General features: G+C 58.2%; 21 protein-coding genes. 2 read left to right on the forward strand and 19 right to left on the reverse strand.

Annotated elements, in window-relative coordinates:
- Window positions 1-4: 4 nt before the first annotated feature.
- From udk to HW273_RS10710, 17 genes are all read right to left on the reverse strand, one after another.
- Complete coding sequence (udk, locus tag HW273_RS10630) at window positions 5-622, reverse strand: uridine kinase (protein ID WP_179012200.1); 618 nt, start codon at window positions 620-622, stop codon at window positions 5-7.
- Between the two features lie 99 nt (window positions 623-721).
- Entirely contained in the window at window positions 722-1,441 is a 720-nt protein-coding gene (locus HW273_RS10635; RefSeq protein WP_179012202.1) for an ABC transporter permease subunit, read from the reverse strand.
- On the reverse strand, window positions 1,410-2,381 hold the full coding sequence (locus HW273_RS10640; protein ID WP_179012204.1) for an ABC transporter ATP-binding protein: 972 nt from the start codon (window positions 2,379-2,381) through the stop codon (window positions 1,410-1,412). Before HW273_RS10640 ends, HW273_RS10635 begins: the two co-directional genes overlap by 32 nt.
- Window positions 2,378-4,894, reverse strand: a complete 2,517-nt coding sequence (locus HW273_RS10645) for a hypothetical protein (RefSeq protein WP_179012205.1) — start codon at window positions 4,892-4,894, stop codon at window positions 2,378-2,380. The genes HW273_RS10640 and HW273_RS10645 overlap by 4 nt, the downstream gene beginning before the upstream one ends.
- Before the next feature lie 59 nt (window positions 4,895-4,953).
- Complete coding sequence (locus tag HW273_RS10650; RefSeq protein WP_179012207.1) at window positions 4,954-6,138, reverse strand: hypothetical protein; 1,185 nt, start codon at window positions 6,136-6,138, stop codon at window positions 4,954-4,956.
- Window positions 6,135-7,322: a sensor histidine kinase gene (locus HW273_RS10655; protein WP_243206794.1), complete on the reverse strand. Its 1,188-nt coding sequence runs from the start codon at window positions 7,320-7,322 to the stop codon at window positions 6,135-6,137. Before HW273_RS10655 ends, HW273_RS10650 begins: the two co-directional genes overlap by 4 nt.
- 36 nt (window positions 7,323-7,358) lie before the next feature.
- Window positions 7,359-8,060 (reverse strand): response regulator transcription factor, encoded by a 702-nt coding sequence (locus HW273_RS10660; protein ID WP_179012208.1) that lies wholly within the window; start codon window positions 8,058-8,060, stop codon window positions 7,359-7,361.
- 13 nt (window positions 8,061-8,073) lie between these two features.
- Window positions 8,074-9,204 carry a bifunctional chorismate mutase/prephenate dehydratase gene (locus HW273_RS10665; RefSeq protein WP_179012210.1) on the reverse strand — a complete coding sequence of 377 codons (1,131 nt, stop codon included), beginning with the start codon at window positions 9,202-9,204 and terminating at the stop codon, window positions 8,074-8,076.
- 75 nt (window positions 9,205-9,279) lie between these two features.
- Window positions 9,280-10,011 carry a lysophospholipid acyltransferase family protein gene (locus HW273_RS10670; protein WP_179012212.1) on the reverse strand — a complete coding sequence of 244 codons (732 nt, stop codon included), beginning with the start codon at window positions 10,009-10,011 and terminating at the stop codon, window positions 9,280-9,282.
- Window positions 10,012-10,023: 12 nt separating this feature from the next.
- On the reverse strand, window positions 10,024-10,839 hold the full coding sequence (locus HW273_RS10675; protein WP_179012214.1) for an ABC transporter permease: 816 nt from the start codon (window positions 10,837-10,839) through the stop codon (window positions 10,024-10,026).
- A gap of 295 nt (window positions 10,840-11,134) precedes the next feature.
- Window positions 11,135-12,706, reverse strand: coding sequence for a DUF2142 domain-containing protein (locus HW273_RS10680; RefSeq protein WP_179012216.1), 1,572 nt, complete (start codon window positions 12,704-12,706; stop codon window positions 11,135-11,137).
- On the reverse strand, window positions 12,703-13,074 hold the full coding sequence (locus tag HW273_RS10685) for a DUF2304 domain-containing protein (RefSeq protein WP_179012217.1): 372 nt from the start codon (window positions 13,072-13,074) through the stop codon (window positions 12,703-12,705). Before HW273_RS10685 ends, HW273_RS10680 begins: the two co-directional genes overlap by 4 nt.
- Window positions 13,071-14,012 carry a glycosyltransferase family 2 protein gene (locus HW273_RS10690; RefSeq protein WP_179012219.1) on the reverse strand — a complete coding sequence of 314 codons (942 nt, stop codon included), beginning with the start codon at window positions 14,010-14,012 and terminating at the stop codon, window positions 13,071-13,073. The genes HW273_RS10685 and HW273_RS10690 overlap by 4 nt, the downstream gene beginning before the upstream one ends.
- Window positions 13,945-15,312: a polysaccharides export protein gene (locus HW273_RS10695; RefSeq protein WP_179012221.1), complete on the reverse strand. Its 1,368-nt coding sequence runs from the start codon at window positions 15,310-15,312 to the stop codon at window positions 13,945-13,947. The genes HW273_RS10690 and HW273_RS10695 overlap by 68 nt, the downstream gene beginning before the upstream one ends.
- The gene (locus tag HW273_RS10700) at window positions 15,309-16,022 is read right to left on the reverse strand and encodes a glycosyltransferase family 2 protein (protein ID WP_179012222.1); all 714 of its coding nucleotides are present in this window, start codon (window positions 16,020-16,022) and stop codon (window positions 15,309-15,311) included. Before HW273_RS10700 ends, HW273_RS10695 begins: the two co-directional genes overlap by 4 nt.
- Window positions 16,010-17,032 carry an ATP-grasp domain-containing protein gene (locus HW273_RS10705; protein WP_243206853.1) on the reverse strand — a complete coding sequence of 341 codons (1,023 nt, stop codon included), beginning with the start codon at window positions 17,030-17,032 and terminating at the stop codon, window positions 16,010-16,012. Before HW273_RS10705 ends, HW273_RS10700 begins: the two co-directional genes overlap by 13 nt.
- Window positions 17,033-17,051: 19 nt before the next feature.
- Window positions 17,052-18,164, reverse strand: coding sequence for a DegT/DnrJ/EryC1/StrS family aminotransferase (locus HW273_RS10710; RefSeq protein ID WP_179012225.1), 1,113 nt, complete (start codon window positions 18,162-18,164; stop codon window positions 17,052-17,054).
- Window positions 18,165-18,578: 414 nt separating this feature from the next.
- Between HW273_RS10710 and HW273_RS10715 the strand changes: the two genes are divergently transcribed.
- Both HW273_RS10715 and HW273_RS10720 read left to right on the forward strand, forming a co-directional pair.
- Complete coding sequence (locus HW273_RS10715; protein ID WP_179012226.1) at window positions 18,579-20,078, forward strand: L,D-transpeptidase; 1,500 nt, start codon at window positions 18,579-18,581, stop codon at window positions 20,076-20,078.
- A gap of 74 nt (window positions 20,079-20,152) precedes the next feature.
- Window positions 20,153-21,184 carry a glycosyltransferase family 2 protein gene (locus HW273_RS10720; RefSeq protein WP_179012227.1) on the forward strand — a complete coding sequence of 344 codons (1,032 nt, stop codon included), beginning with the start codon at window positions 20,153-20,155 and terminating at the stop codon, window positions 21,182-21,184.
- A 140-nt stretch (window positions 21,185-21,324) separates the two neighbouring features.
- On the opposite strand, the gene HW273_RS10725 is transcribed toward HW273_RS10720, so the two are convergent.
- Both HW273_RS10725 and HW273_RS10730 read right to left on the reverse strand, forming a co-directional pair.
- On the reverse strand, window positions 21,325-22,131 hold the full coding sequence (locus HW273_RS10725; protein ID WP_179012228.1) for a class I SAM-dependent methyltransferase: 807 nt from the start codon (window positions 22,129-22,131) through the stop codon (window positions 21,325-21,327).
- 142 nt (window positions 22,132-22,273) lie between these two features.
- Window positions 22,274-22,948, reverse strand: coding sequence for a Crp/Fnr family transcriptional regulator (locus tag HW273_RS10730; RefSeq protein WP_179012229.1), 675 nt, complete (start codon window positions 22,946-22,948; stop codon window positions 22,274-22,276).
- Between the last annotated feature and the right edge of the window lie 216 nt (window positions 22,949-23,164).

Consider the following 23,164-nt stretch of genomic DNA (forward strand, 5'->3'; position numbering starts at 1 on the left):
CCGCTCATTCCGGACGAAGCAGACTCTCGATCTTGGTTCGCATCAAATCGAAGGCAACATCATTCATCCCGCTGTTAATGACGATATCCGCTGTCGCCCGGGTCGGCTCTACATAGAGGTAGTGCATCGGCTTCACCGTCGTCAGATACTGCTCCGAAATATCCTCGACATGACGTCCCCTCTCCGTTACGTCCCGAATGATCCTGCGAATGATCCGCTCGTCGGCATCCGCCTCCACATAGACCTTGATGTCGAAGAGGGAACGAAGCTCCGGATTCTCCAGCACCAGAATCCCCTCGACAATGATGATCCTCGAGGGCGCGAGCTCTATTGTCTCCCTCGTGCGGTTGTGCTCGGAATAATTGTAAACCGGACACTGCACCTTCTCCCCTCTGCGAAGCGCCTTCAGATGGCGGATCAGCAGATCTGTTTCGAAGGCGCTCGGATGATCGTAGTTCTCCCTCTGCCGGATCTCGAAGGGAACGCCGTCATTGGACTTATAGTAATTGTCATGATAAATAACCGTGACCCGATCCCCAAAGGCATCCTTCAGCCGGTTGGTAAAGGTCGACTTGCCGGAGCCGGAGCCGCCCGCAACCCCGATCATGATACAGGAATTCATACTGTCCTCCCTCCTCAGCCTGCACATGACGCATCGCATCATATATGAAATATTATCCTACGCCATCGCTCCTTCCTTTGCAAGCACTTCTTGCCGTCCTCACGCGGAGCCCGTCCGCCTCTTCCCCGGAGAAATCCTCCGGAGGCTGATCCAGAGGAAGAGAGCGGAAAGCAGCAGAAGCCCCGCGGCGGAGAGAAACAGCAGGAGCGGCGCCGGAAGCGGAAGCAGTCCGCGGTAGAGATAGAGCGGCACGAGAAGCCCCGCCGTCACGAAAACCAGACTGTAGCTTCCGAGCATCGCTGCCGCCGTGCTCCTGCACAGGGCGGAAAACAGCATGCCCGCCGCCGCGGAGAATACCGCCGTAAGCAGATAAAGCAGCAGGAAGAGAAACAGCTCCCCGCTGCCGATCCCGCCGTAGACGAAGCCGGTCAGGAGGAGCGGCAGGGTGCTCGCGCCGAGCGTACCGAGCGCGCTCAGCGCGCTGAAAAACTTCCCGAGCACGAGATCTGCCGGCGTAAGCAGTGTCGTCAGGAGAAGCGGCAGCGTCCTTCGCTCCCGTTCCCCCGTGAGCGCCGGCGCAGTCAGCGCAGGTCCCAGCAGCAGGAGCAGCAAAAGCTCCGCCGCGGCAAGGGCATAGTAGAGCTCCAGAAAGGCGCGATAGCGAATCTCTCCCGTCTCCATAGCGCGCAGGGAAAGGGCATAGAGATTGATCAGCACCAGCACGGAAAAGACCGCGTTCACCACGATGAGCAGCGCCGTCAGCATATATCCGCGATTCAGCAGCAGCTCATCTCTCCGGAAAATCGGATTCTGTCTCATAGCTCGTCACCGTCCTTTCGCCTCGATTTCCATTCAGGCGGAGAAAAATCGCCTCCAGATCTCCCTTCTCCCGGTGAAAGCCCCGTACCGGGATCCCCGCCGCCACGAGCTCCGCCAGAAGTCCCGCTTCCTCCTCCTCTGTGCCGTCATAGTGTATCCAGATCTCTCTGTTTCGAATGCTGAGGGCACGGACTTTCCGATCCCTCCTGAGTATCCGCATGGTCTCCGGCAGCGCACCCGCTATCGAAAGCACGATCGGGCTTGACGCATTGACGCTTCGCAGTACCTCCGAGACCTCTCCCTCTATCAGCAGCCTGCCGTGATCCAGTATCCCGACATGCGTGCAGAGTCCCGAAAGCTCGGAGAGCTGTCTCGCGGATACGAGCAGCGTCTTGCCCTCGCCGGAGAGCTCGGACAGGAACCGGAGCAGCGCCTGCCGGCTGCCAGGCTCTATTCCCTCTGTCGGTTCGTCCAGAATCAATATCCTCGGGTCATGAATCAGCGCTCTCGCGATGGAGAGCCTCTGCTGCTGCCCCCGGGACAGGCTGTCTACCTGCTGCCCCTCTCTCCCCATAAGCCCCGCCTGCTCGAGCAGGAGCTGTATCCGCCGCGTCACCGCTGTGCCGGAGAGCTCGTAGCAGGCGGCAAAAAAGCGCATATATTCCCCGACCTCCAGCCCCGGATAGGAGCCGAAGCTGTCCGCCGCATAGCCGATCCTCTTTTTCAGCCGCCTTACATTCGAGTCCGGCCGCATCCCATCCAGCCAGAGCTCTCCGCTGTCCGCACTTTCCAGCCCCAGAAGCAGACGGAGAACTGTGCTTTTTCCCGCGCCGTTCGGCCCGATCAGCCCATATGCTGCGCCGTCCGGTACGGTCAGGCTCAGCCCGTCCAGCGCCTGCCGGCTTCCGTAGCTCTTCCTAAGCTTACGAAGCTCTATCATCCCGTCTCTCCCTCCGAAGCGGCAGCCGTCCCGGCCTCCTCCGTCTCCTCTTCGGAATCCGCCGAGACTGCTGCACCGTTCTGCACCCTAATCACAGGAACCGTCCCGTTTTCCTTGATCTCCGTCTCCTCCGCCGTGACGATCGGCATCGGGAGGTAGAGACGCGTAAAAGCGCTGCGTCCCTCATCTCTCGGTGTATAGCGGATGCGGAGCACATTCTCCTCATTCAGATAGGGCGCGAGTGCCTCCCCGGACAGCGCCACCGTCCAGTAATCCACATTATCATAGCCGCCGCTCCGGTAATTGTAGAGGCTCATGCTTCCCTGAAATGGCAGCAGACGAAAGCTCTCCTCCGTCACTGAAGAGGGCAGGCTCAGGCTCTCGAAGCGAAGCTTCAGAAGCTTCTCCCCCTGCCCGAAGGAATAGGAGAGAACCGCCGGGAAGAGCGGCGAAATCGTATTGTCCTCATAATCCCCGGACTCTGCCTCCGGCTCCAGACTCAGCGCCGGATACTCCGCCTCCCCGTCTCTCTCCTCCGTGAGGGGCAGGGAGGCAAGCGCCATGGTGACGCCATAGCGCTCTATCTGCGTATTCTCTGTAAAATCCAGCGGATCGTCATGGAAGAAGCCGATCAGCTTCGCATGGGAGAAATACCCGTTCAGCTCCGACGAGAGATAGTAGCCAAGGAGTGCCCTGCCGCTGCCGTTCGCGATCCGGCTCGCCGTCCATGCGCTGTTCTGCACCGGCACTGTCTCGACCGAAAGCCCGGAAAGCGGCACCGTCTGTCCCGGCTCCAGCCGTCCGAGGCGGATCAGTCTCCCATACAGAAGAATCGCGGCGTCATAGAGCGTCTGCGCCGTTCCGTTCGTCACCGTACCGGACAGCGCTCCGTCAAAATAGCGCACCTCCCCCTCAAAGTGCTCCCCGGTATTCGGAATCTTGTTGTGAAGCTCGAAGTATTTCGCGGTAAACGGCGCTTCCCCCCGGATTCGAAGCGCGGTGTGATTCCGAAAGTAGGAAATGCTGGTATCGGCGATGTCTCCCCCTGCACGAAGCTCCGAGAGATCTCCGGTATAGTCCGTTCCCTTCAGCATCGGATAAACGCCGTACTCCGTTTTGATATCCATTCCATACTCCTCCCCATAGGGAGAGCGCAGATTCAGGATATCCGTCTCGTCGATAGAGTCCGCGGAATAGTCCTTCCAGCGGACATAGGTCAGGAAGCTGCCGCTGAGCCGCGTATTGATCCCCATAACCCAAACGAGCAGTGCGAAGAGACAGGAAAGCAGAAGCACCGCCGGACGATACAGGCGGAGCGCTCCCTGCCCTCGCAGAAGGAGGCGAAGCACCGGCCCGATCAGCAGAACATAGCTCAGAAGCAGCAGAAGATAGAGCCCCACCCCCGGCAGCTTCGAGAGATCCGAACGGTTCAGGAGAAGCTCTATGTCCCAGTAGTTCCTGAGGCTCTTCTCCGTCGCGGAAACCGAAAGCCGGTCGAGGCGCCGCTCCCCGAGAATCTCCCGAAGCAGGAGATCTACATAAGCCGGCTGCTCCGTTCCGAAGCGCTGCAGCTCACAGAAGTCGTAAGCGCTGACCGCGATCAGCCCTGCGCCTCTGGATACGACAGACAGCATCGGAGCGCCGTCGGACAGCAGCCGCTCTCTGCCGCCGAAGAGGTAAACCGGTGCCGCATACAGACTCTGGTACACCTCCTGCCCATCTGCCTCCACCCCCATATCCACGCTGCGCTCTCCGGGGCTGAGCTCTGTCCGGAGCAGCTCGTCATAGTAGGGACTGAGCGCGCTGTTCCCCCGGCTCCCGCTCCCGAGCAGCAGCGTGCCGCCGCCGGAAACCCATCGATTGATCGCCGCCGCCTCATTCGCCTTCAGCCTCGAAAGCTCGAAATCCGAGATCAGGATCAGATCGAGCTGATCCAGCTCCGTTTCATCCTGCGGCATCTTTTCCGGATCCAGCTGCACCGTCCTGCTGCGAAGCAGTCCGTCATACAGGCTCACGCCCTGAAAGTACGAGAGCGCATCCGCACGCTCCGACAGAAGCCCGATAATCAGCTCAGCATCGGAGGAGGCGACATCCAATCCGATCCGTCTGCTTCCGTAGACGGTGCCATCCCTCCCCTCCGCCGTCACGAGAAGCTGATTCACACCGGTTCCCAGCGCGATATTTACCGCAAGACTCGTCGCCGACTCCGCCTCGACCAGCGCCGGATAACGATATTCATACATACTGCTGCCGGATTCCGCGAGGTAGACGTGGGCATAGCCTGCGAAGGTCTCCTCCGTTGTATTTTCCATGTCGATCCGGAGCGGCAGAAAGCGCCCTGCCTTCGCCGTGTTCTGATAGCCGTAGGTGAGATTCAGCTTAATGCTGTCTGCATGGGCAGAAAAGGAAAAGAGAAGAAGAAAGAAAAGAAGCAGCGGAAAAATGACCGCAGCAGCATGCCTTACCCCTCTTCCCTCTTTTCTTCGCCAAAATCCCCCTCGCATTCTGTTCATACTCGTATAATACGCCTTTCCTCCTGCCGTATGGCGGCTCCGCTGCTCCTTCCCGCCGCTTAACGCAGCAGCTCCCGGAGCCGCACGCCGGATACCTCCTCTATGGTCTCGTCATCTACCGCCCAGATCGTCAGCCCGTTGTTCGTTTTGGCAAAAAGGCGATCCTCTCCGTTCTTTTTGTAGTCTCTTCCATTGCTTTTGTGATAATAGCTGCTGTCAAACTGATAGACATCCCCCGTCACCCCTGTCACAGTGAAGCGGTCTGCGCCTCCCTTCACCCTGAGTCCCTGCCGGAGAAACAGCTCCCGGGCCTCCGGATAGCTCAGATAAATACCGGGAAGCTGCTCGTCTCCTCCGTCCTCTGTCATCACCTCCATCGCCATAAGATCTGTTTGCTTTCCCTGTTCCAGCCAGACATAACGCCAGCCTCTATACTCCTCTTCCATGTCCTGCTGCTTCCTGCGCTGCACCTCACACCAGCTCTGCTTCGCCGCCTCGTCGATGCCGTTTCCACTGTCCGCCGTAATCATATAATACAGGAGTACCGAGTCCCGGAAGCGCTGCGCTGTCTCCTCCGGATCATCCCCCGTTCTATACTCTGCGGAAAATGATACGCGGCTTCTGCCGAAGGGCAGCTCCTCATAATCAATACAATCCACTGTTCCGAGCAGCGTCGCCCCCAGATCCGGTGCCTTCCGCTCTATCTGCATTGAGATGGTATAGTAGCTTGAAAACTCCAGCTTCCGTTCTTCCTCTGCCAGAGTCTCCTCCGAAGCGGCGATCAGCCGAAGCGCCGTCTCCAGCTCTGCAACGCTGTCAATCCGCAGTATGACCTCATACCCGTGAAGTCCCTTCCACAGCCTGCGCGTCTTTTTGTCAAAGGCAGGCAGCTGATTCTTCTCGAAATCTCCGATGAGCCTTTCCCGCACCACAGTCCCGACATCTGTCGCCATACTGCGATACATTTTGATGGGCAGCATACCCCAGCCGACCATACTGTACACATGAAAGGTATCCTCCGGATAGCCCTCCATGGTGAAGCTCCACCACCGCCTGTCCTGAATCAGCCCCCAGCTTTCCCGATACTTCTCTGAAAGTGTAATGGCGCGATCCGGATACTCCGCCTCCAGATAGCGCTCTGCCTCCTCCCGCTCCGCGAAGGGAACCCTCCTGCCGCAGCCGGCGGAGAAGCAGGCGATGCAGAGAAACAGCAGGAACAGCCCCAAAAAAGAATGCAGCTTCACAGAGATCCCCCCTTTCCTTCCATTGCTGTATCTCCGAAGCCCTCCGGCTCCGGCACATAGCGAAGCGGCAGCTTCACAGTGAAGCAGGTTCCGGAGAGATCCGAGGAAACACTGATCGTCCCGTGATGCATCTCCGTGATATTCTTCACGATCGCCAGTCCCAGCCCGGTTCCGCCCGTGCCTTCTGCGCGGGAATGCTCCACCCGGTAGAACTTGTCGAAGATCAGAGGCAGCTCCTCCTCCGGGATGACATAGCCGTAGTTCACGACTTTGATTGTGACCCGCTTCTTCTCTGCGCGGAGCCGCACGATAACGCGCTTTCCCTCCGCCCCGTACTTGATCGCATTGCTGAGCAGATTGTCCAGCAGCCGAACCAATAGATCAGGATCCCCCTCCATCATGCAGCTTGCGCAGTTCGCCGTGAACTCATAGCTCAAGCCCTGCTTCTCGAAGCTGGGATAGCTCTCCTCGACGAGCTGAGAGAGCAGCCGCACGATATCCAGCTGCCGGACATTCATGTTAAGTCTTCCGTAGGACAGCTTCGTGAAGCCGAAGAGCTCCTCGATCAGCTTCTGCAGGCGCTTCGCTTTCGTATAGGCAATCTCGAGGTAACGCTCTCTTTGCTCCGGATCCAGACCTTTTTTTTTCCGCAGAAGCTCCAGATACCCCAGAATGGAGGTCAACGGTGTCCGGAGGTCATGCGCCACATTGGTGATCAGCTCGGTCTTGGACTGCTCCGCGCCCCGCTCTCTGCCGAGCAGCTCCAGAATATCTCTCTCCATACGGCTGATCGACTCGGCAATATGCTGCAGCTCGCCCTCCCCCTCCAGACTGAGCTCTGTCTCCAGGTCTCCCGCCGAAATCTGCTCCACCGCCCTCGCGATCCTCTCGATGTCCCGTGCGTTCTTCCGCTGCAGGAGGAGAAAGGTCAGAGAGAACAGCAGGATCCCCAGCAGGACATAGAGCAGGATGCTGATGACGGAACCGGAGCGGAAGCCCTGTACCATGCCGGACTCGTCTCCGGTCTGGTAGAGATAGTCTGTCAGCGCCGTGATATTCGTCACGAAGAAGACCTCCAGCACCATGCATACGAGCGTAGACAGTCCGATATGGAACAGGAGCTGCAGCATATAGCCGCGCCCGGAATGGTGCGTTATGGTGTTTTTCTTTTCTTCCTGCCTCATCGCCCGTTCCTTTTCACGCGCTGCCGCGGCGTTTCGTTACTTCTCGATCTTATAGCCCACTCCCCACACCGTCGTGATAATCTTGTTCTCCCGCTGATCCTCCTTCATCTTGCCGCGGAGCCGCCGGATATGTACCATGACGGTATTGTTCGCCTCATAGACCTTCTCATTCCAGACCTTCTCGAAAATTTCGTCCGTGGAGAAGACCTTGCCGGGATGGGAGGCGAGGAGAAAGAGGATGTCGAACTCGATCGGCGTCAGCTTGATGTCCTCTCCGTCGATCAGCACCCTGTGGTTATCCTTATTGATACTCATCTCCCGGATATGGATTTCGTTGCCCCCGAACTGGTTCGAGGCGTTCGGATTGAGCTGCGTATAGCGGCGAAGCTGGGACTTCACACGCGCCGTCAGCTCCAGCGGGTTAAAGGGCTTCGTGACATAGTCGTCAGCGCCTCCGGTGAGTCCGACGATCTTGTCCAGATCCGTGGACTTCGCGGAAAGCATGATGACCGGAATGTTGGAGCTCTCGCGAATCCTCCTGCACATATCCAGCCCGCTCATTCCCGGCATCATGATGTCGAGGAGCACCAGATGGATCTCCTGCTCCCCGAGGATCCGAAGCCCGTCCTCCGCATTGTATGCCTTGAAAACCCTGTAACCGTCGCTCACGAGATAGATCTCCACCAGCTCCGCGATTTCCCTCTCGTCATCCACCACCAAAATATTGATCTGTGACATTTTATCCTCCATCCTAATAGCACCCCAAAATCCGGAACGCCGCGGTCTCCTGCGCGATGCCGTTCAGCGCATTCCGTACCTTGTCCTCTGAAAGCTTCCCCTCGATGTCTGCGAAGAAGCGATACTCGAAGGGCTTGTCCGGAATCGGACGCGACTGTATCATCCGCATATTCACATCGTTAAAGAGGAAATTGCCGAGGATATTGTAGAGCGCGCCGGGATGGTGTCCCGTCTCGAAGAAGATACTGACCTTCCCTGCCCCTCTCCGGTAGACGTGCTCCGCACCGAGCACGAGGAAGCGCGTCGTATTGCTCCGCTCCTGATTCACTCTTCTTTGCAGGATCCGGAGCCCATAGAGCGCGGCAGCGGTCTCGCTGGCGAGCGCAGCGGCAGACAGATCTCCCGACTCCGCGACCAGCTTCGCGGCAAGCGCCGTATTCTCTGCCGGCACCGCCGTGATTTCCGAATGTGCCCGGAAGAAGCTCCGGCACTGTCCGAGCGCCTGCGGATGCGAATAAACCCGACGTATCCCGGACAGCACAGCCCCCTCCGCCGCGATAAGCGCATGCTCTACCGGGAGGTCGATCTCCTCCTGTATCACAAGCTCAGGATATTCCAGCAGCAGATCCAGATTATCATATACCGCGCCATGCGAGGAATTCTCAATGGGAAGCACCATGTAATCCGCCTCCCCGCTTCGCACGAGCTCCATGCCCTCCCGCCAGCTCTCCGCCGCACGAAAGGCAGCATCCGCTCCGAACGCTTCCCTCGCCGCAAGATATGCATATGCGCCCTCGATCCCCTGATAGGCTACCGTCTTCTGCCGTTTAGGGAGCTCCGGAAGCTCTCGGAACGGAAGCTCCGTGCCTCGTCCCGCCTCCTGCAGTATCCCGAGCTGCAGCCTGCGGGATACCGTCATCAGCTGCCGGTAGAGCTCCCGCACCGCCTTTTTTTCAAAATCACTCTCCGCCAATGCTTCGACTGCCGAGAGCTTCTGCCGCTCCCTTTCCGGATCCAGCACTGCTTTTCCGGTTCGGAGCTTGTCCCGTGCTACCGCCCCGCAGACTGAAAGCCGCTCTGTATAGAGCCTGACAATCTCCTGATCCAGCCTGTCCAGTTCCTCCCTAAGCTCCCTGAGCCCCATGCACTCTCCTTCTCTGCTCTTCTCCCCGCCGAATGCCCTGCCTCCTTTGACAGCGGCGCGCCCTTGTTTCTGTTCTTATTCCTGTTCTTCCCTAAGCTCCCGGAGGTAGCCGCGGAGCTTCTCCCTCATATACTCGCCGATCTGCTGCCGCTCCTCCTCGGAGAGCTCGAGAAGCTGCACCGGCTCCCCGATCTTCACCCGCACATGGGTCGGATGAATCCGCGGGAAGTCCGCCTCTAATATATTCCGTGTCCCGTGCATCGCGACCGGCACGATTCGGCAGCCGCTCTTCTCCGCAATCTTGAACGAACCGTCCTTGAATGGAAGCATCAAAAGCTCATCCTCCTCGCTCCGCGTTCCCTCCGGATAGATCCAGATCGAGCGTCCCTCCTTCACATCCTTAATAGCGGCGAGGATGACCTTCAGGTTTTGCTTCACATTGTCCCGATCCAGAAATCGGCAGCCGAGTGCCTCCATCCACCTACGGAGCAGCCGGAAGCGCCCGAGCTCCTTCTTCGCGATGAAGCCGGTCGGTCCCTTCACGAGGGTATAGCCGATTACCACATCAAAGCAGGAGCGATGGTTTCCCACGAAGAGCACCGCCTCCTTCTCCGGGATATTCTCCAGCCCCTCGGCCTCCACCGTCACTCCTGCCGCCCTAAGCGTCCGCCGGAAGGCAGCCTGTACCACAGGGAGCGCGCAGGCAGCCCTCTCCTTTTCCGGCATTCCCCTCATTTTCAGAAGCCGCAGGCTCCCGAACAGCAGGAAGGAGCCGACCACAAACACCACTGAAATCAGATGCAGCATAATAAAGCCTCCTCAGAGTACATCAGAAAAATGCGGACGCAGCTTCCGGAAGAAACAGAGCCCCAGCACAAAGAATATCGCCGTTACCAGCCAGAAATAGAATCCCAGCTGCGGACGCATCCAGAACGGCGCACCCGTAAGCATGGAATCCCGGTACCCTGCCACGATATAGTAAAAGGGATTCAGCTTGAAGAGCACGGACATCCACGGACGCCCTTTCGTGAAAAGCGCCTCATCGTACATGATCGGACACATCCAGATCCCAAACTGCAGGAGAATGCCGACGATCTGCTGCATATCCTTGAAAAAGACATTGATCGCGCTCGTGAAGAAGCCGAGTCCCAGCGCCAGCATCCCGGCAGCGAAGGAATAATACAGTGCCTGCATCCATGCGAATCGCGGCGCTTCCCCGCTCAGCAGATAAAACGCCAGCATGACGAGGAAAAAGAAGAGATGAACGAAGCCGCAGCTCAGCAGCTTGATGACCGGCAGAAGCTCGATCGGAAACACCACCTTTTTTACGAGATAGCTGTATTCCTGCAGGATGCCCGTGATCGTATTCAGCGCCTCGGAGAAGAAGAACCACGGTACAATCCCCGGAACCAGCCAGAGCGTATAGCTCACATTCGGCACCGGCGGTGTCGACTTGAAGCCGTGAGGGCCGAAGATAAAGGCGTAGATCGCGATGGTGACCAGCGGCTGAATAAACATCCAGAGCATGCCGAAATAGGAGCCGACGAAGCGCTTCCGGAAGTCTGCCCATGCGAGATCCCAGATCATCCGCCGTTTTTCCTTGATATTCTTTAGCAGTTGAAGGATTGCTCTCATAATCTTATATTCTTAAAAGCCTTTCTAAGGAAACTCGAATTATACTGTATAAGTCCCCGGACAGCAAACATATGGATGCCGTGCTTGCACGGGCAGACGTATGTTTATCGGACGGGACAACAGGTATGAGCACAAAGCGATGGGTAAACATCACGAAAGCGCGAATACCTGCCTGCCCCCGATCTTTGATCGGGGGAGCCACGCGGTTGAGCGCAGTTCGAAGGACTGCGCTGCCCCTCTGGCGAAGAGCTTTGAGCGGTTCAGAGCAATCGCTTGCGATGGGTGATCTGATCCATCACAGGGTTCGCAGCGAAATCCGGAGAAAGAGCAGCAGCAGCAGCACGGCGTTTCCGAGCAGCTCTGTGAAGAGCAGCGCCGAAGCACCGAAGCCCTGCATTCTCCCGAAGCTCCCGCCTCTTTGAAGGAGCAGCGCTTCTCCTCTTCCATGGAAGCTCATCGCGAAAAGCGGAAGCAGCGGAAGGAAGTAGCGTCCCTGCACGCCCAAGGCATAATCCGTCCGAAGCGGCGTGTACGCCGTCAGCATGCTGACGAGCAGCAGCACGGAAACCGACAGCACGCTCAGGAAGCAGAGCAGCCGCCGAAAAAGCGGGATCCGCGGCTCCGCTGCGCTCCCGAACAGATTGAGGAGCAGCAGAAGCCCATAAAAGAACCAGAGCCCCGGAAGTCCCAGTCCCAGTCCCTCCTCAAGATGCCCGAGTGCGCCGCCCGCCATGGTATAAAGGTAATAGCCGCCCTGAATCTGCACCGTGTTCCGGAGGATCTTCAGTAGTATTATAGGGGTTTTCAGCAATTCCTGCAAATCATAGGTCTCCGCCGAAGCGGCATTCTCCACCCAGTCCACGGAATGCGTCGTACCTGCGGCAGGGAAAACATACCGAAGGAGCGCCGGAAGGTTGCTCCAGAGGATTGCTCCCAGCATCAGCGTCCCGATCAGGAGGATGCAGCCGAGGTAATGTCTCTTTGATCGGAACTTCCGGGGTGGGATCAGAAAGCAGCCGAGAAAGAGCAAAGAATAGACTATCTTGCAGGGGGAGAGCAGCACCGCAAGGAGGGACAGCGTCAGCACATCCCGCCCTGTGACACAGGGCTTCGAAAGCGCGAGATCCAACATTACCGCCGTCAGATAGAAGCTCAGCCCCAGCAGGAAGCAGTCATAGGAGAGAGAGCTTGCAAGCTCCAGCAGCATCGGGAGCAGGGAAACGCCGAAGAAAAGCTCCCTTCCGACCGGTGTCCGCCGCACCGCCATTCCGCCCAGCATCGTGAAGAAAAGCAGGTTCATCCAGCGTCCGAAGTAAAGAAGTCCGAAGCCGCCCAGTCCCAGAAGCCGCGCGGCAGAGAAGCCAAGCGCCGGAAAAAGATAAGCGAGCCTCGTCGTCTCCACCGGAAGCTGCAGTGTGAAATGATAGCCGCTCTCCTCCCCCGCACCGAAGCCCCGCCGGTGCAGCTCCTCATAGAGCTCGCGTGTAAGATGTCTCCCGACTACCGTCGCATTGTCCGGATCTCCGTCTCCCTGCCAGTCGTCGATGAAGGTATCCTCCGCACGGATCAGAAGCTGTCCCTCGCTGTCATAGAGCGGAGAGGGCCGCCCCAGTATACGGCTCGAGAGCTCGTAGGCGCCGATATAGTGCACCACCTCATCCGGCGCGGAGAGCGGCGGAAGCACGAAGCTGTAGCAAAGCCCCAGCGAAAGCACGACTGGGATATAGACCTGCCAGAGCTGTATCCCCTTCCTCCGGAAAAGGAGGAGGCTCCCCAGAAGAAGCAGAAAAAGAACAGCGGAAAGCAGGAGCAGCCATCGCAGCAGAAAGCCGTCCCCGATCGTCCGAAGCAGAGGCAGCGCGCTCATGCCGGCTCCCTCTGTTCCGTCTCTTCCTCCTGCTCCTCTCTGTCCCTCTTCTCCAGCGCAATCTCCTGTACCAGTGTTTTCAGTCTTTCCTCGGTGCGGGAAAGCTCCATGCTCAGATGGAACTGACAGAGCAGCAGCAGGAAAATCGTGAACAGGAAAAGGAAGTTCGCTGTCGAATAGATCCCCAGAAGATGCGCCAGCATATCCGGCAGCACCGGAAAAAGGGCAAAAAGCACGAGAAGCAGCGACAGCAGGATCCAGAAGACCGAGCTCTCAATGCTTGTTTTCGATCTGCGGATCCGCCGGTTCAGAACCGCACAGGTCAGCACAGAAACCATAATGAGAATCACACGCAGTAAATCTGTCATCGCCTTTTCTGCCTCCAATACATCTTATTCATGCTCATGGCACGAACCCAGCTCTCCGGCAGCCTTCGAAAGCTCCTTCCCAGCCAAAAGCCGAGGAGCTTGCAGCCCGAACGATAAAAGAGAAGCGGCAAAAGCCACGGTTTTCCCTCTCGAATAAGCGCCCGGGCATTGCCAAAAACCATCCTGCTCCCCTCGCCCTCTGACGATATCCCGCCGAAGACCTCCGGATGCTCTGCCTGCGAAACCCCGAGGTCGAAGTTTCTGCGGAGCTGCTCTATCCCGCTGTAATGATGCGCGTGCAGGACACAGGCATCCGCCTCGTAGCGGGACAGATAGCCCGCCCGGAGCATCTTCGCGCAGTAGAGCATATCCTCATTGAAAATCGTACTCGCCTCGAAGCCGCCCAGCCGGTCGAAGATCTCCCTCCGGTAGAGACAGCAGACATTCGACTGAAAAAAGGTCTTGATGCCCCGCCGCGGCAAATCCTCTATCCCCTTCACGAAGGACTGCTCCGGGTAGTTGAAGCGGCGGCTGTAGCGCTCATCAAAGGAGCTCTCCTCCGTCGCGAGCTGCCTGCCATAGACCGCAGCGATCCGCGCATCACTCTCCATTCCGCGCACCAGCGTCTCCACGAGCATCTCATCCCGCGGCACCGCATCATCCGTCATAAAGAGAAAATAATCCGCCATGGAGAAGGACACCCCGAGGTTCCGGCTCGCGCCGTGATTGAATGCCTCCCGACGGATGTGATGCACCTCGATATTCTCATAGCCGCGAAGCCGCAGCGGATCCAGCCCCGCCTCCTCCGTATTCACGAGAATGATGCGGCGGATCGGATAACGCTGCAGGGACAGTCCCGCCAGCAGCCGGTCAAATTTCTCCCCCGGGTGATAGGTCGGAATGATGACGTCGACCGTCCTTTGATTCTGTCTTTCCATGATAAAACCCATACAGTGCATAAAGCACCCAAAGCGTAAAAATGATAAGCAAAAGTCCCATCAGGAGGAAATAGCTTCCCGCGCCCGCGCGGATTCCGCCCCGCCCTACCATCCGCCCCGCCGTGAGAAAGGCGGCAAGGGCTGCGAGCAGATAGGACAGGAAAATCTCTCTCTGCCGCCGCATCGTCACGAGGATATAATACTGAACATTGCAGAGCGCATAAAGTCCGCCTCCTGCGATCAGCAGGAGGAAGCTGGGAAGCTCTCTCCGCATGACGCCTCTGTAACGGCTGCCGAGCAGCAGCTCAAAGATCCCGAGTCCCCAGCCGCCCAGAAGGAGCGCCGCCAGCGAGACCAGCACAGCGAGCAGCGCTACCCCGCCGAAGAGCAGACGGCAGGTTCTAAGAAACGCCCTCCGCCTCTCCTCCCGGAACTCCTCCGCGAGACGCGTCAGCATCGGACGGATCAGGAAGTTTGCGAGGAGGTAAATCAGGGATGCCGGCATGAAGAGAATATTAAAGATCCCTGACGCCTCCGCACCCATGCGCTGATCCACCGCGTACTTCGAGGCGGAAAATACATAAAAATCCAGGAATACAGAGAGGAAGAGCAGTCCTGTGCTCCGGAGAAGCCGCATAGGGTAGCCGCGCCGCACCCCGTCCCGTACCCCCTGAATCCCCGCTTCTCCACTTCTCCTCGTATCCGGAGGACAGGCCCGCAGCGGACGGACGGAGAAGAGCAGAAGCCCGAAAAGCTGCATCAACACAGACAGCGCTACAGAGAGCAGAAGCTCCCCAAACAGCGCCAGCGAAACCAGCAGCGTGCAGAGCAAAAGCCACGTCCGGAAAAAGAGGGACTGCCCCGCACAGTACAGTCTGCCCTGCCTCTGCAGCTCCGACTCATAGACATCCGCATACCCGTCCGCCACCTTGCAGAGCACGAGACAGAGCAGGATGAGGCTCCGGCGGAGCGAATACCCGCCGCTCTCCGTCATTGCCCAGAGATAGAGCAGGGTGAGCAGTACCGCCCCGCCGCAGGTCCAGCACCGAAGCCGGAGATACTCTCCGAAGCTGTACTCCCCCCGCATATCCGTGATATGGAACGGCCGTATCCCGAAGTACGACACGATGAAGAGCTGCTGTCCCAGCGTCGAGAAGCCGAAGCCGAAGATCCCGCCGTCCCGCGGCCCTGCAAGCCGAAGCACCGCAAAAGCAAGCAGCATCGAGGCAAGCGCATAAAAGAGGCTCCCCATTGCATTCCAGAGAACATCGTTCTCCCAGAGTCTGCGCCCCCTGCTCAAGTCCGAAACCTCTGTACGAAGAGAATGCTGACCAGCATCCGCAGCATATACCATGCAGCATTCAGCGGACGCAGATAGGACTGTCCCGCCTGTCTCTCCCGGATCTCCACCGCCGCCTCCGCGATACGGTAGCCACGCTTGATAAGATAGGACACGGTATCCGGCTCCGGCCCGTAATTCATTCGGTTCGCGAAGTCCCCAATCGCCCTTCGGCTGTAGAGGCGGAGCCCGCAGGTCGGATCCGTGACCGTCTTCCCTGTAGTGAGGCGGATCACCGCCGTCAGGAGCCGGGAGCCGGTCTCCCTTGCGGAGCTTCCCTTCCTCCTCTCCAGAAAGCGGGAGCCCAGTACAAGGTCATAGCTGCCCTCTTCCATCTTCTCCTTCAGCACCGCGACATCCGCCGCTCTGTGCTGCCCGTCCCCGTCGAACTGTACGGCATACTGATAGCCCTCCCGGTACGCGTATTTCATGCCGGTCTGGAAGCAGCCCGCCAGCCCGAGATTGACCGGCAGCACAATGCAGGGGTAGCCCTCTCTCCGGCAGAGCGCTACGGTTCCGTCAGTGGAGCCGTCCGACACGATAATATAGGAGAGCTTCTCCTCCTGCGCTTCGATATCCCGCACCACCTCCACGAGGTTCTCCTCCTCGTTGTGCGCGGGAATGATGAGCAGCACCTCGCCTCCTCTGTCCTTTTCCGTCACATTCTGCATTCTATATATTTCCTCGTCATATAGCCCTCGCGAAGCGCAGGCTGCGCCCCGAGCTCCTCCCCCAGAAATACCCGCATACTGTCCCGGACGAGCGGCAGCCCGGAAAGGACGGTGAACGCCGTCCCGCCGGAGAAGCGGGGGTTGCATTCCACGAAATAATAAATGCCGGAGCCCTCTCCCCGAATCAGCTCGAAGTTCACCGCACCGAGGATCCCAAGCTCTCCGGCGAGCTCCCGGCAGAAGCGCTCCAGCTCCGGATCCCGGAACAGTCTTACAGAAAGCCCCGCACCGTTTGCGGTGCGAAGCAGCTCCTCCCGCGCCGCCACGAGGCAGTTCCCCCTATGATCCCGCACCACATCCACCGTGACGACATTGCCCCGGAGCAGCGGCTGTACGAGATAACGCGTAAGGCTGTCGTCCGACAGCTTCGATGGATCCATGATATTCGAGAAGGCAAAGCCCAGCTGATCCTCCTGATAAATGCGGTAAAGGCCGCTCGAGCTCCTGCCGTCATCCGGCTTCAGGATCAGCGGGTAGCGCACTGTCTCGAAGTCCGCCTCGCTCGCCCGTTCTGTGGGAATCGTCCGGAACTGTCCGGAAAATGCCGCATTCTCCGGACGCGACAGCCAGCCGGAAACCCGCTCTGTGAGAGACAGCTTGCTCCGAAGCAGCCTGATCTCCGCCTCCCCCGACATACAGAGGGTCACACCCAACCGCTCCAGCAGAGCGCGATTCCGGTTCAGAACGTCAATCTCCGCATCGATCAGCGGAACCAAAAAAGAAATTTCTTCCTTTATAATAAGCTCTTGCAGAAAGGAGAGGTAGCGCGCCTCCTCGGCCGCCGGCGGGGCCTGATAGAAGCGATCCACCTCCGCGCTCTCCGCCACCCACTCCTTCTCATAGATGTCTGTGCCAATGACGGAAAATCCCATCTCCCGCAGCCCCCTTATCACCGCCGGCGCGGAAAAGGAGCCGATCGCGGTCAGCAGCACTCTCGTCTCGATCTTCATTTCCAAATCTGTCTCTCCTCTATGCCTTCCCGTCCAGAATGACCCGGCAGATCCGCTCTACATCCGCCATTTCGAGGTCGGGATAGATCGGCAGTGTCAGAATCTCCTCCGACACCACCTTCGCGACCGGCGTCTCCCGCACATCATACTCCCCGCGATAGCAGGCATAATCGTTGATGCAGGGATAGAAATACTTTCGGGCATGGATATCCTCCCGCTCCAGATTCCGGTAGATCTCATCCCTCGTAAAGCGATAGCCCCGGAAACGGACGGGCATATAGGCATAGTTTGGCTTCGTGCGCGGATTCAGCACCGGGAGGCAGATGCCCTCGACCCCGCCGAGGAGCCGGAGATAACATTCGAAGATCTGCCGCCGCTTCTCGATATATTCCGCGATATGCCGGAGATTACAGAGTCCCATCGCCGCGGCAAACTCGTTCATTTTCCCGTTCGCCCCGACAGAGGCGACCTCCTCCTTCCCGAGAATCCCGAAGTTCTTCAGCTCGTACAGCTTCCGCATCAGCGCCGCTCTGGGCGCGCCGCAGCACACCGCGCCGCCCTCGATGGAATGGAAGACCTTCGTCGCGTGAAAGGAGAACATGGATGCGTCGCCATAGCTCCCGACACCTCTCCCCTCGTACTCCTCCCCGAAGGCGTGCGCCGCGTCATAGACGACCGGCAGCCCGTGCCGATCTGCGATCTCCTGTATCTCCCGCACTGCGCAGATGTTGCCGTAGACGTGCACCGGGAGGATCGCCGCCGTCCTTTCCGTGATCAGCCCCTCCAGCTTCTCCACGTCGAGCGTATAGTCCCGCTCATTGATATCACAGAAAACCGGCCGGAGCCTGTTCCGCACGATCGCGTGCGTCGTGGAGGCAAAGGAGAACGGCGTCGTGATCACCTCCCCCTTGAGCTCAAGCGCCTGCAGAAGGAGCTCAAGCGCGCTGTGTCCGTTCACGAAAAGCTCAATGTCCGAAACCCCCATATAGCGGCGAAGCTCCGCCCGAAGTGTCTCGTGATACCTGCCCATATTGGTCAGCCATGCGCTGTCCCAGATCTCCTGCAGCATCGCTTCATACTCTGTAATCGGCGGGAGGCTCGCCCTCGTTACATTGATCGTTTTTCCGCTCATCGCAGTCCCGCCTCCTCTCTTGCCGCGTACCGTGCCGTACTCCGGCATGTAATACCGTTATGACTGCCGTGCCATAAATCCCTGCGCTCTCCGGCGTGCAAGCACTCCGAGCCCTTTCGGGGTACTTCATTTCCTTGTAATCCGGATTGCTCCATCGATTCTCGATTTCCGCAATCCCCCCGCATTCCGCGCTCCCGCGCTGCTTCGCCGTGCTCCGCGCTCCATGTGGGGCGTGCCATAAATCCCTGTGCCCTCCGGCGTGCAAGCACGCCGAGGGCTTCGGGATTTTGGCACTTGATTACAAACTTTTTACAATTTTATCCCAAAGCGCCTGAAAAGTAAATCCTGGCTGGTATCTTTCCGGCAAGTATGCTATACTGCCGGATATTGAAAGTAAGGGAATGGAGGATCATCATGTATCGTTTTCACAGGACAGCTGCGCTGCTTGCCGCCGCTGTCATGGCGCTTCTTTCGCCGTTTCCGTCTCTCGCCGCCGGTCCCGGCGAAGGACTCAGCAGCAGCAACGCACCGATCATCGCAGGCTCCGGCTCTTCCTCCGGCACGACGGACGCTTCCGGCTCCGCAGGGCAGGATGCTTCCAAATCGGCGGACCCGCTGGCTGCGATCCGTCCTGCAATGGCGCTCAGCCATAACGGCGACCTCGGCCAGGATCCGGTTCTCGGTCTCGTGCCGCTCGCGACCTACCACCTCTATGACGGCGACGGACAGCGCGTTGACTATGGCTATACCCACGAGGCAGATTCCTTCGCCTATGCAGGCGGCGGCTTCAACCGCATCCTGCTCGAGCATCAGAACGTCGGGCGCTGGTACTATCGAACCTACTCTGCGAATACCGGCTGGGGGCCGTGGGCAATCAGCGGAGAGACGACGCCGGATCGCGGGCAGGTGCAGGCAGTGATGTTCCGCGTCAAGGGTTATACGCACAAATTCGGCGAGCTCTACTATCGTGCAGTGCTCAATGACGGCACGACGACCGACTGGGCGAGGGCGGGGCAGGCCTGCGGCGTCATCGGCGGCGAGCGCTACATCGTGGCACTGAAGCTCGCGCTCTGGAACCGGACGGTTCCCTTCGAGGGCGCTGTCGAGAAGCCGCTCGCCAACGAGAATAACGAGGGCATCGTAAAGGCAGACGGCGGTGTCGGCTATTCCACCGCAGACGGACACGCCTATACCGGCTGGGCATTCGACGAGGATTCCAATCAGTATTATTTCGAGAACGGCTTCGCCTCCACGGGCTGGAAGGCGATCGAGGGCTACAATTATTACTTCTATGAGAACGGCATACTGGCGAAGGATCTCGAGCCGGTGATGGGGCTGCAGTCCTCCTATGCGATCCGCATCAACAAGGCAACCCGCAGTTTCTACGTCCTCACGAAGGATGCCGCAGGGCAGTATACCATTCCATACAAGACCTTCATGTGTACGGTCGGTCCGGATACCCCGATCGGAAGCTTCAAGATTTACCAGCAGTATCGCTGGCATTTCATGCACGCGGACTGCTATACACAGTTCCTGTCCCGTTTCAACGGGCATTTCCTGATCCACTCCCTGCTGTACACGAAGCCGGATCTCTACAGCTTTACGGCAGCCAACTATAACTATATGGATCAGGCGCAGTCCGGCGGCTGCGTCCGCCTGAAGGCCTCCGACAGCGCATGGGTTTACAACAACTGCAAGGGCGGAACGCCTGTCACGGTTTATGCCGATCGCTGGGACAAGGGCCCGGTGGAGAAGGATGCCATCGAGCAGGCGATCCCGCTGGCGCAGAACTACGATCCGACCGATCCGGTGATCCTGAGCCAGCAGTCCGCGGCAGATGCTGCCGCTGCCGCAGCCGCACAGGAGGCCGCCGAACAGGAAGCGGCGAATGGAGAGGTCGAGCCAAACGCCTGAACCGCCTGATACAGTAAAGGAGGGAGCCATTTTCCATAAACGGCTCCCTCCTTTTGAAAAGAGAGGATATCCCTATGAAAACCGCCGTTATCATCCCGAACTACAACGGATACCGCTTCCTGCCTGCCTGTATGGAGGCGCTGGACAGACAAAGCAGACAGGACTTCCTGACAATCGTCGTCGACAACGCTTCCTCCGACGAGAGCCTGCATTGGCTCTCTCATTGGAGCGCGGAGGCACCCGACCGGCGTCTCCTGCTCCGAAATCCGAAGAATCTCGGTTTTTCCGCCGCAGTCAACCTCGGCATCCGCCGTGCGGCTGCGCAGAATCTCTCCTATGTCCTGCTGCTGAACAATGACACCTCTGTCCTTCCGGACTTCCTCGAACGGCTCGAGTCGGAAATGGAACAGGATCGCACAGAGCAGCTCTTCGCCATCAGCTCCCGCATGGTCAAAATGCACGACAGCTCCGTGATGGACGATGCCGGCGACCAGTACACCCTCCTCGGCTGGCAGTTTCAGCGCGGTCTGGAGGAGCCGGTACAGGACTGGAACCGTCCCGCCTTCGTCTTCTCCGCCTGCGCGGGCGCGGCGCTCTACCGGCTTTCCGCCCTTAAAAAAACCGGGCTCTTCGACATCGCGCACTTCGCCTATCTCGAGGACCTCGACATTTCCTACCGCGCCAGGCTTCTGGGCTACCGCATCCTCTATCTCCCGACCGCAGTCTGCCGCCACGTCGGCTCCGGAACCAGCGGAAGCAAATACAACAGCTTCAAGGTTCGGCTCTCCGCACGAAACAGCTGGTATCTTCCCTACAAGAATATGCCAAATGCGCAGCTCCTGCTGAATGCGCCCTTCCTCGCACTCGGATATCTGGTAAAGCTGCTCTACTTCCAGAGGATGGGCTTCGGAAGAGACTACCGCGCCGGGCTCCGGGAGGGCTTCCGAAACGCAGGAAGGCTGCAGCGGGTTCATTTCTCGGATATCCCTCTCCACCGCTTCCTACGAATCGAATGGGAGCTCCTCTTAGCTACAGTAGAATACCTGCTCCGTATGAGAAAGAGAGCAATGCGGAGGACAGCGAAAAAAAAGGAGAGCTCCGCCTGAATCACCGCTTCGCCAAGGGCGCATTGCTTTATTCATGATTCACGTGCCGTTGGCGCGTAATGCTTCTGATTTAATCCGTGTTTTCTCAGGCCTTCGGGCAGGCTCCTCCTGCTCCTCCCCTATGGCACGTTCCAAACGGTTTATTTCCTGCCGAGCAGCATTGCCGAGCCGGAGAGCCCGAGCCACGCCGCCTCTCTGCGGCTCATAAACGTCCCGTCTGTCGTATCGACCAGCCGCACCTCCGCATAGCCCATATCTCTCAATTTTCGAACAAACGCATCCATATCTCCGTATTTCGCCCTCGAGAAAATATCATGAATTGCGAAGCTTCCGCCCTTTTTGAGCACACGCAGCGTCTCCAGAAGAATCGCCTGCCTGTCCCTGACGGGAATGTTGTGATATACATAGTTGCTGAATACCGCGTCGAAGCTCTCGTCCGGGAAATTCAGCCTGCACGCATCTCCCTGCCGAAAGGTCACATTTCCGGTGCCCTCCGCTGCAGCATTCCGCTCGCATAGCCCCTTACTGAAGGAGCCGTAGTCCACTCCCCAGCGATCCACTCCCAGAATCTCCGCTGCCGGATTCCGTTTTGCACAGGCGATGGCGAGCGCGCCGCTGCCGCAGCCGATGTCCAGCCCCCTGCCGCCCTCCGGAATCTCTACGCGCGCCGCGATCCCATCGATGATCTGTGCCGACATCCTGCGGCTTCCCTTATAGTCAAATGCCCGATAGAGGCAGCTCATCCAGATAAAAAGCACCATAAAAAACACGGAAAGCAGCACGAAAATCCACAGCAGCGCCGTTCTCCATCCACCCTGCGACATTCTTCCTGTGATGCCCGCAACCCCCAGCGCCGCCAGGAAACAGCAGAATATCGCTGCCAGCAGCCTTTTCGGCACCCAATTCTTATAATCCGCTCCCTGTCCCGCCGTATTTTTCTCCGTCATATTATGCCCCTGCTTTCTGTGAAGAACCTAGTTAGTTATTACTAACAGTTTAGTATACTCTCTCTTTTCCTGCGCGGCAAGGAGATTTTACTGCGGAGACAGGGGCACAAAAGTGAGAACTCTAAGGTCTGGATTACATAACTCATCCCTCTCTTTCCCCATCCTGACATAGTACAAACAGATTCTTCCTCGTCCGCAGTATGCCCTCCCGCTCCATCCGCTTCAGCTCATGGGACAAGGCGCTCCGATTCACGCAGAGATAGTCCGCAAGCTCCTCGCGGTTGAACGGAATCGTAAAGCTGCTGCAGCAAAGCCGCTCCGCCTGCATAGTGAGATAGGTCAGGATACGGCTCCGCAGCCCCTTTTGCGACAGGATGGCGATACGGTAATACCTGCGCATATTATCGTGCGATACCAATGTCATCAGCTGCCGATATACGGACATCTGTATATCCGGATTCAGCTTCCGCTCGAACAGCCAATTCATCGGAAAACGAAGCAGCCGTACATCTGTGGCTGCGATCGCATCGTAGGGAGAACGGCGCGTTCTGGTGCAGATCAAATCTGCGGCGATGACAGCAGGCGGCCGCAGGATCCCCATCAGATTCCGCCTCCCGTCGGGATGAATCTGCGAAATCTGCACACGGCCCAGAAGAAGCACCGCAAACCAGTCCACCGTATCCTGCCCCAGAATCAGCGTTGTCTTCTCCGGATACCTCAGTATATTCCCTGCGGGGAGGATCTGCTCTGCGATGACAGAGTCCTCCAGCTCACAAAAAAGCTTGCAGCGCCGGAGTATTGGGATGATTTCATTCATAACGATCTCATTCATAGAAGCACCTAAAAAGTTGTTTTGACAACTTACATCTTATCTGTAAAATGCTATAATGTCCATAAATTATTCTATAACGCACTGTCGGATACAGCATCTATGAGATCGTTCGTTTCTGCCGGATATCCGATTTCCGTGGGCAGGGAATATTCTATCATTCTCTTCCTTCAGGGAATATCGGCGGGATGCGGGCGGTTCCGT

Source organism: Oribacterium sp. oral taxon 102 (assembly GCF_013394775.1).
Taxonomy (GTDB): domain Bacteria; phylum Bacillota; class Clostridia; order Lachnospirales; family Lachnospiraceae; genus Oribacterium.

Excerpts from the sequence above, each read along its gene's own strand:
- udk (WP_179012200.1), bottom strand. The coding sequence starts at position 622 with ATGAATTCCTGTATCATGATCGGGGTTGCGGGCGGCTCCGGCTCCGGC.
- HW273_RS10635 (WP_179012202.1), bottom strand. The coding sequence starts at position 1,441 with ATGAGACAGAATCCGATTTTCCGGAGAGATGAGCTGCTGCTGAATCGC.
- HW273_RS10640 (WP_179012204.1), bottom strand. The coding sequence starts at position 2,381 with ATGATAGAGCTTCGTAAGCTTAGGAAGAGCTACGGAAGCCGGCAGGCG.
- HW273_RS10645 (WP_179012205.1), bottom strand. The coding sequence starts at position 4,894 with ATGAACAGAATGCGAGGGGGATTTTGGCGAAGAAAAGAGGGAAGAGGG.
- HW273_RS10655 (WP_243206794.1), bottom strand. The coding sequence starts at position 7,322 with ATGAGGCAGGAAGAAAAGAAAAACACCATAACGCACCATTCCGGGCGC.
- HW273_RS10660 (WP_179012208.1), bottom strand. The coding sequence starts at position 8,060 with ATGTCACAGATCAATATTTTGGTGGTGGATGACGAGAGGGAAATCGCG.
- HW273_RS10665 (WP_179012210.1), bottom strand. The coding sequence starts at position 9,204 with ATGGGGCTCAGGGAGCTTAGGGAGGAACTGGACAGGCTGGATCAGGAG.
- HW273_RS10670 (WP_179012212.1), bottom strand. The coding sequence starts at position 10,011 with ATGCTGCATCTGATTTCAGTGGTGTTTGTGGTCGGCTCCTTCCTGCTG.
- HW273_RS10675 (WP_179012214.1), bottom strand. The coding sequence starts at position 10,839 with ATGAGAGCAATCCTTCAACTGCTAAAGAATATCAAGGAAAAACGGCGG.
- HW273_RS10680 (WP_179012216.1), bottom strand. The coding sequence starts at position 12,706 with ATGAGCGCGCTGCCTCTGCTTCGGACGATCGGGGACGGCTTTCTGCTG.
- HW273_RS10685 (WP_179012217.1), bottom strand. The coding sequence starts at position 13,074 with ATGACAGATTTACTGCGTGTGATTCTCATTATGGTTTCTGTGCTGACC.
- HW273_RS10690 (WP_179012219.1), bottom strand. The coding sequence starts at position 14,012 with ATGGAAAGACAGAATCAAAGGACGGTCGACGTCATCATTCCGACCTAT.
- HW273_RS10700 (WP_179012222.1), bottom strand. The coding sequence starts at position 16,022 with ATGCAGAATGTGACGGAAAAGGACAGAGGAGGCGAGGTGCTGCTCATC.
- HW273_RS10705 (WP_243206853.1), bottom strand. The coding sequence starts at position 17,032 with ATGAAGATCGAGACGAGAGTGCTGCTGACCGCGATCGGCTCCTTTTCC.
- HW273_RS10710 (WP_179012225.1), bottom strand. The coding sequence starts at position 18,164 with ATGAGCGGAAAAACGATCAATGTAACGAGGGCGAGCCTCCCGCCGATT.
- HW273_RS10715 (WP_179012226.1), top strand. The coding sequence starts at position 18,579 with ATGTATCGTTTTCACAGGACAGCTGCGCTGCTTGCCGCCGCTGTCATG.
- HW273_RS10720 (WP_179012227.1), top strand. The coding sequence starts at position 20,153 with ATGAAAACCGCCGTTATCATCCCGAACTACAACGGATACCGCTTCCTG.
- HW273_RS10725 (WP_179012228.1), bottom strand. The coding sequence starts at position 22,131 with ATGACGGAGAAAAATACGGCGGGACAGGGAGCGGATTATAAGAATTGG.
- HW273_RS10730 (WP_179012229.1), bottom strand. The coding sequence starts at position 22,948 with ATGAATGAAATCATCCCAATACTCCGGCGCTGCAAGCTTTTTTGTGAG.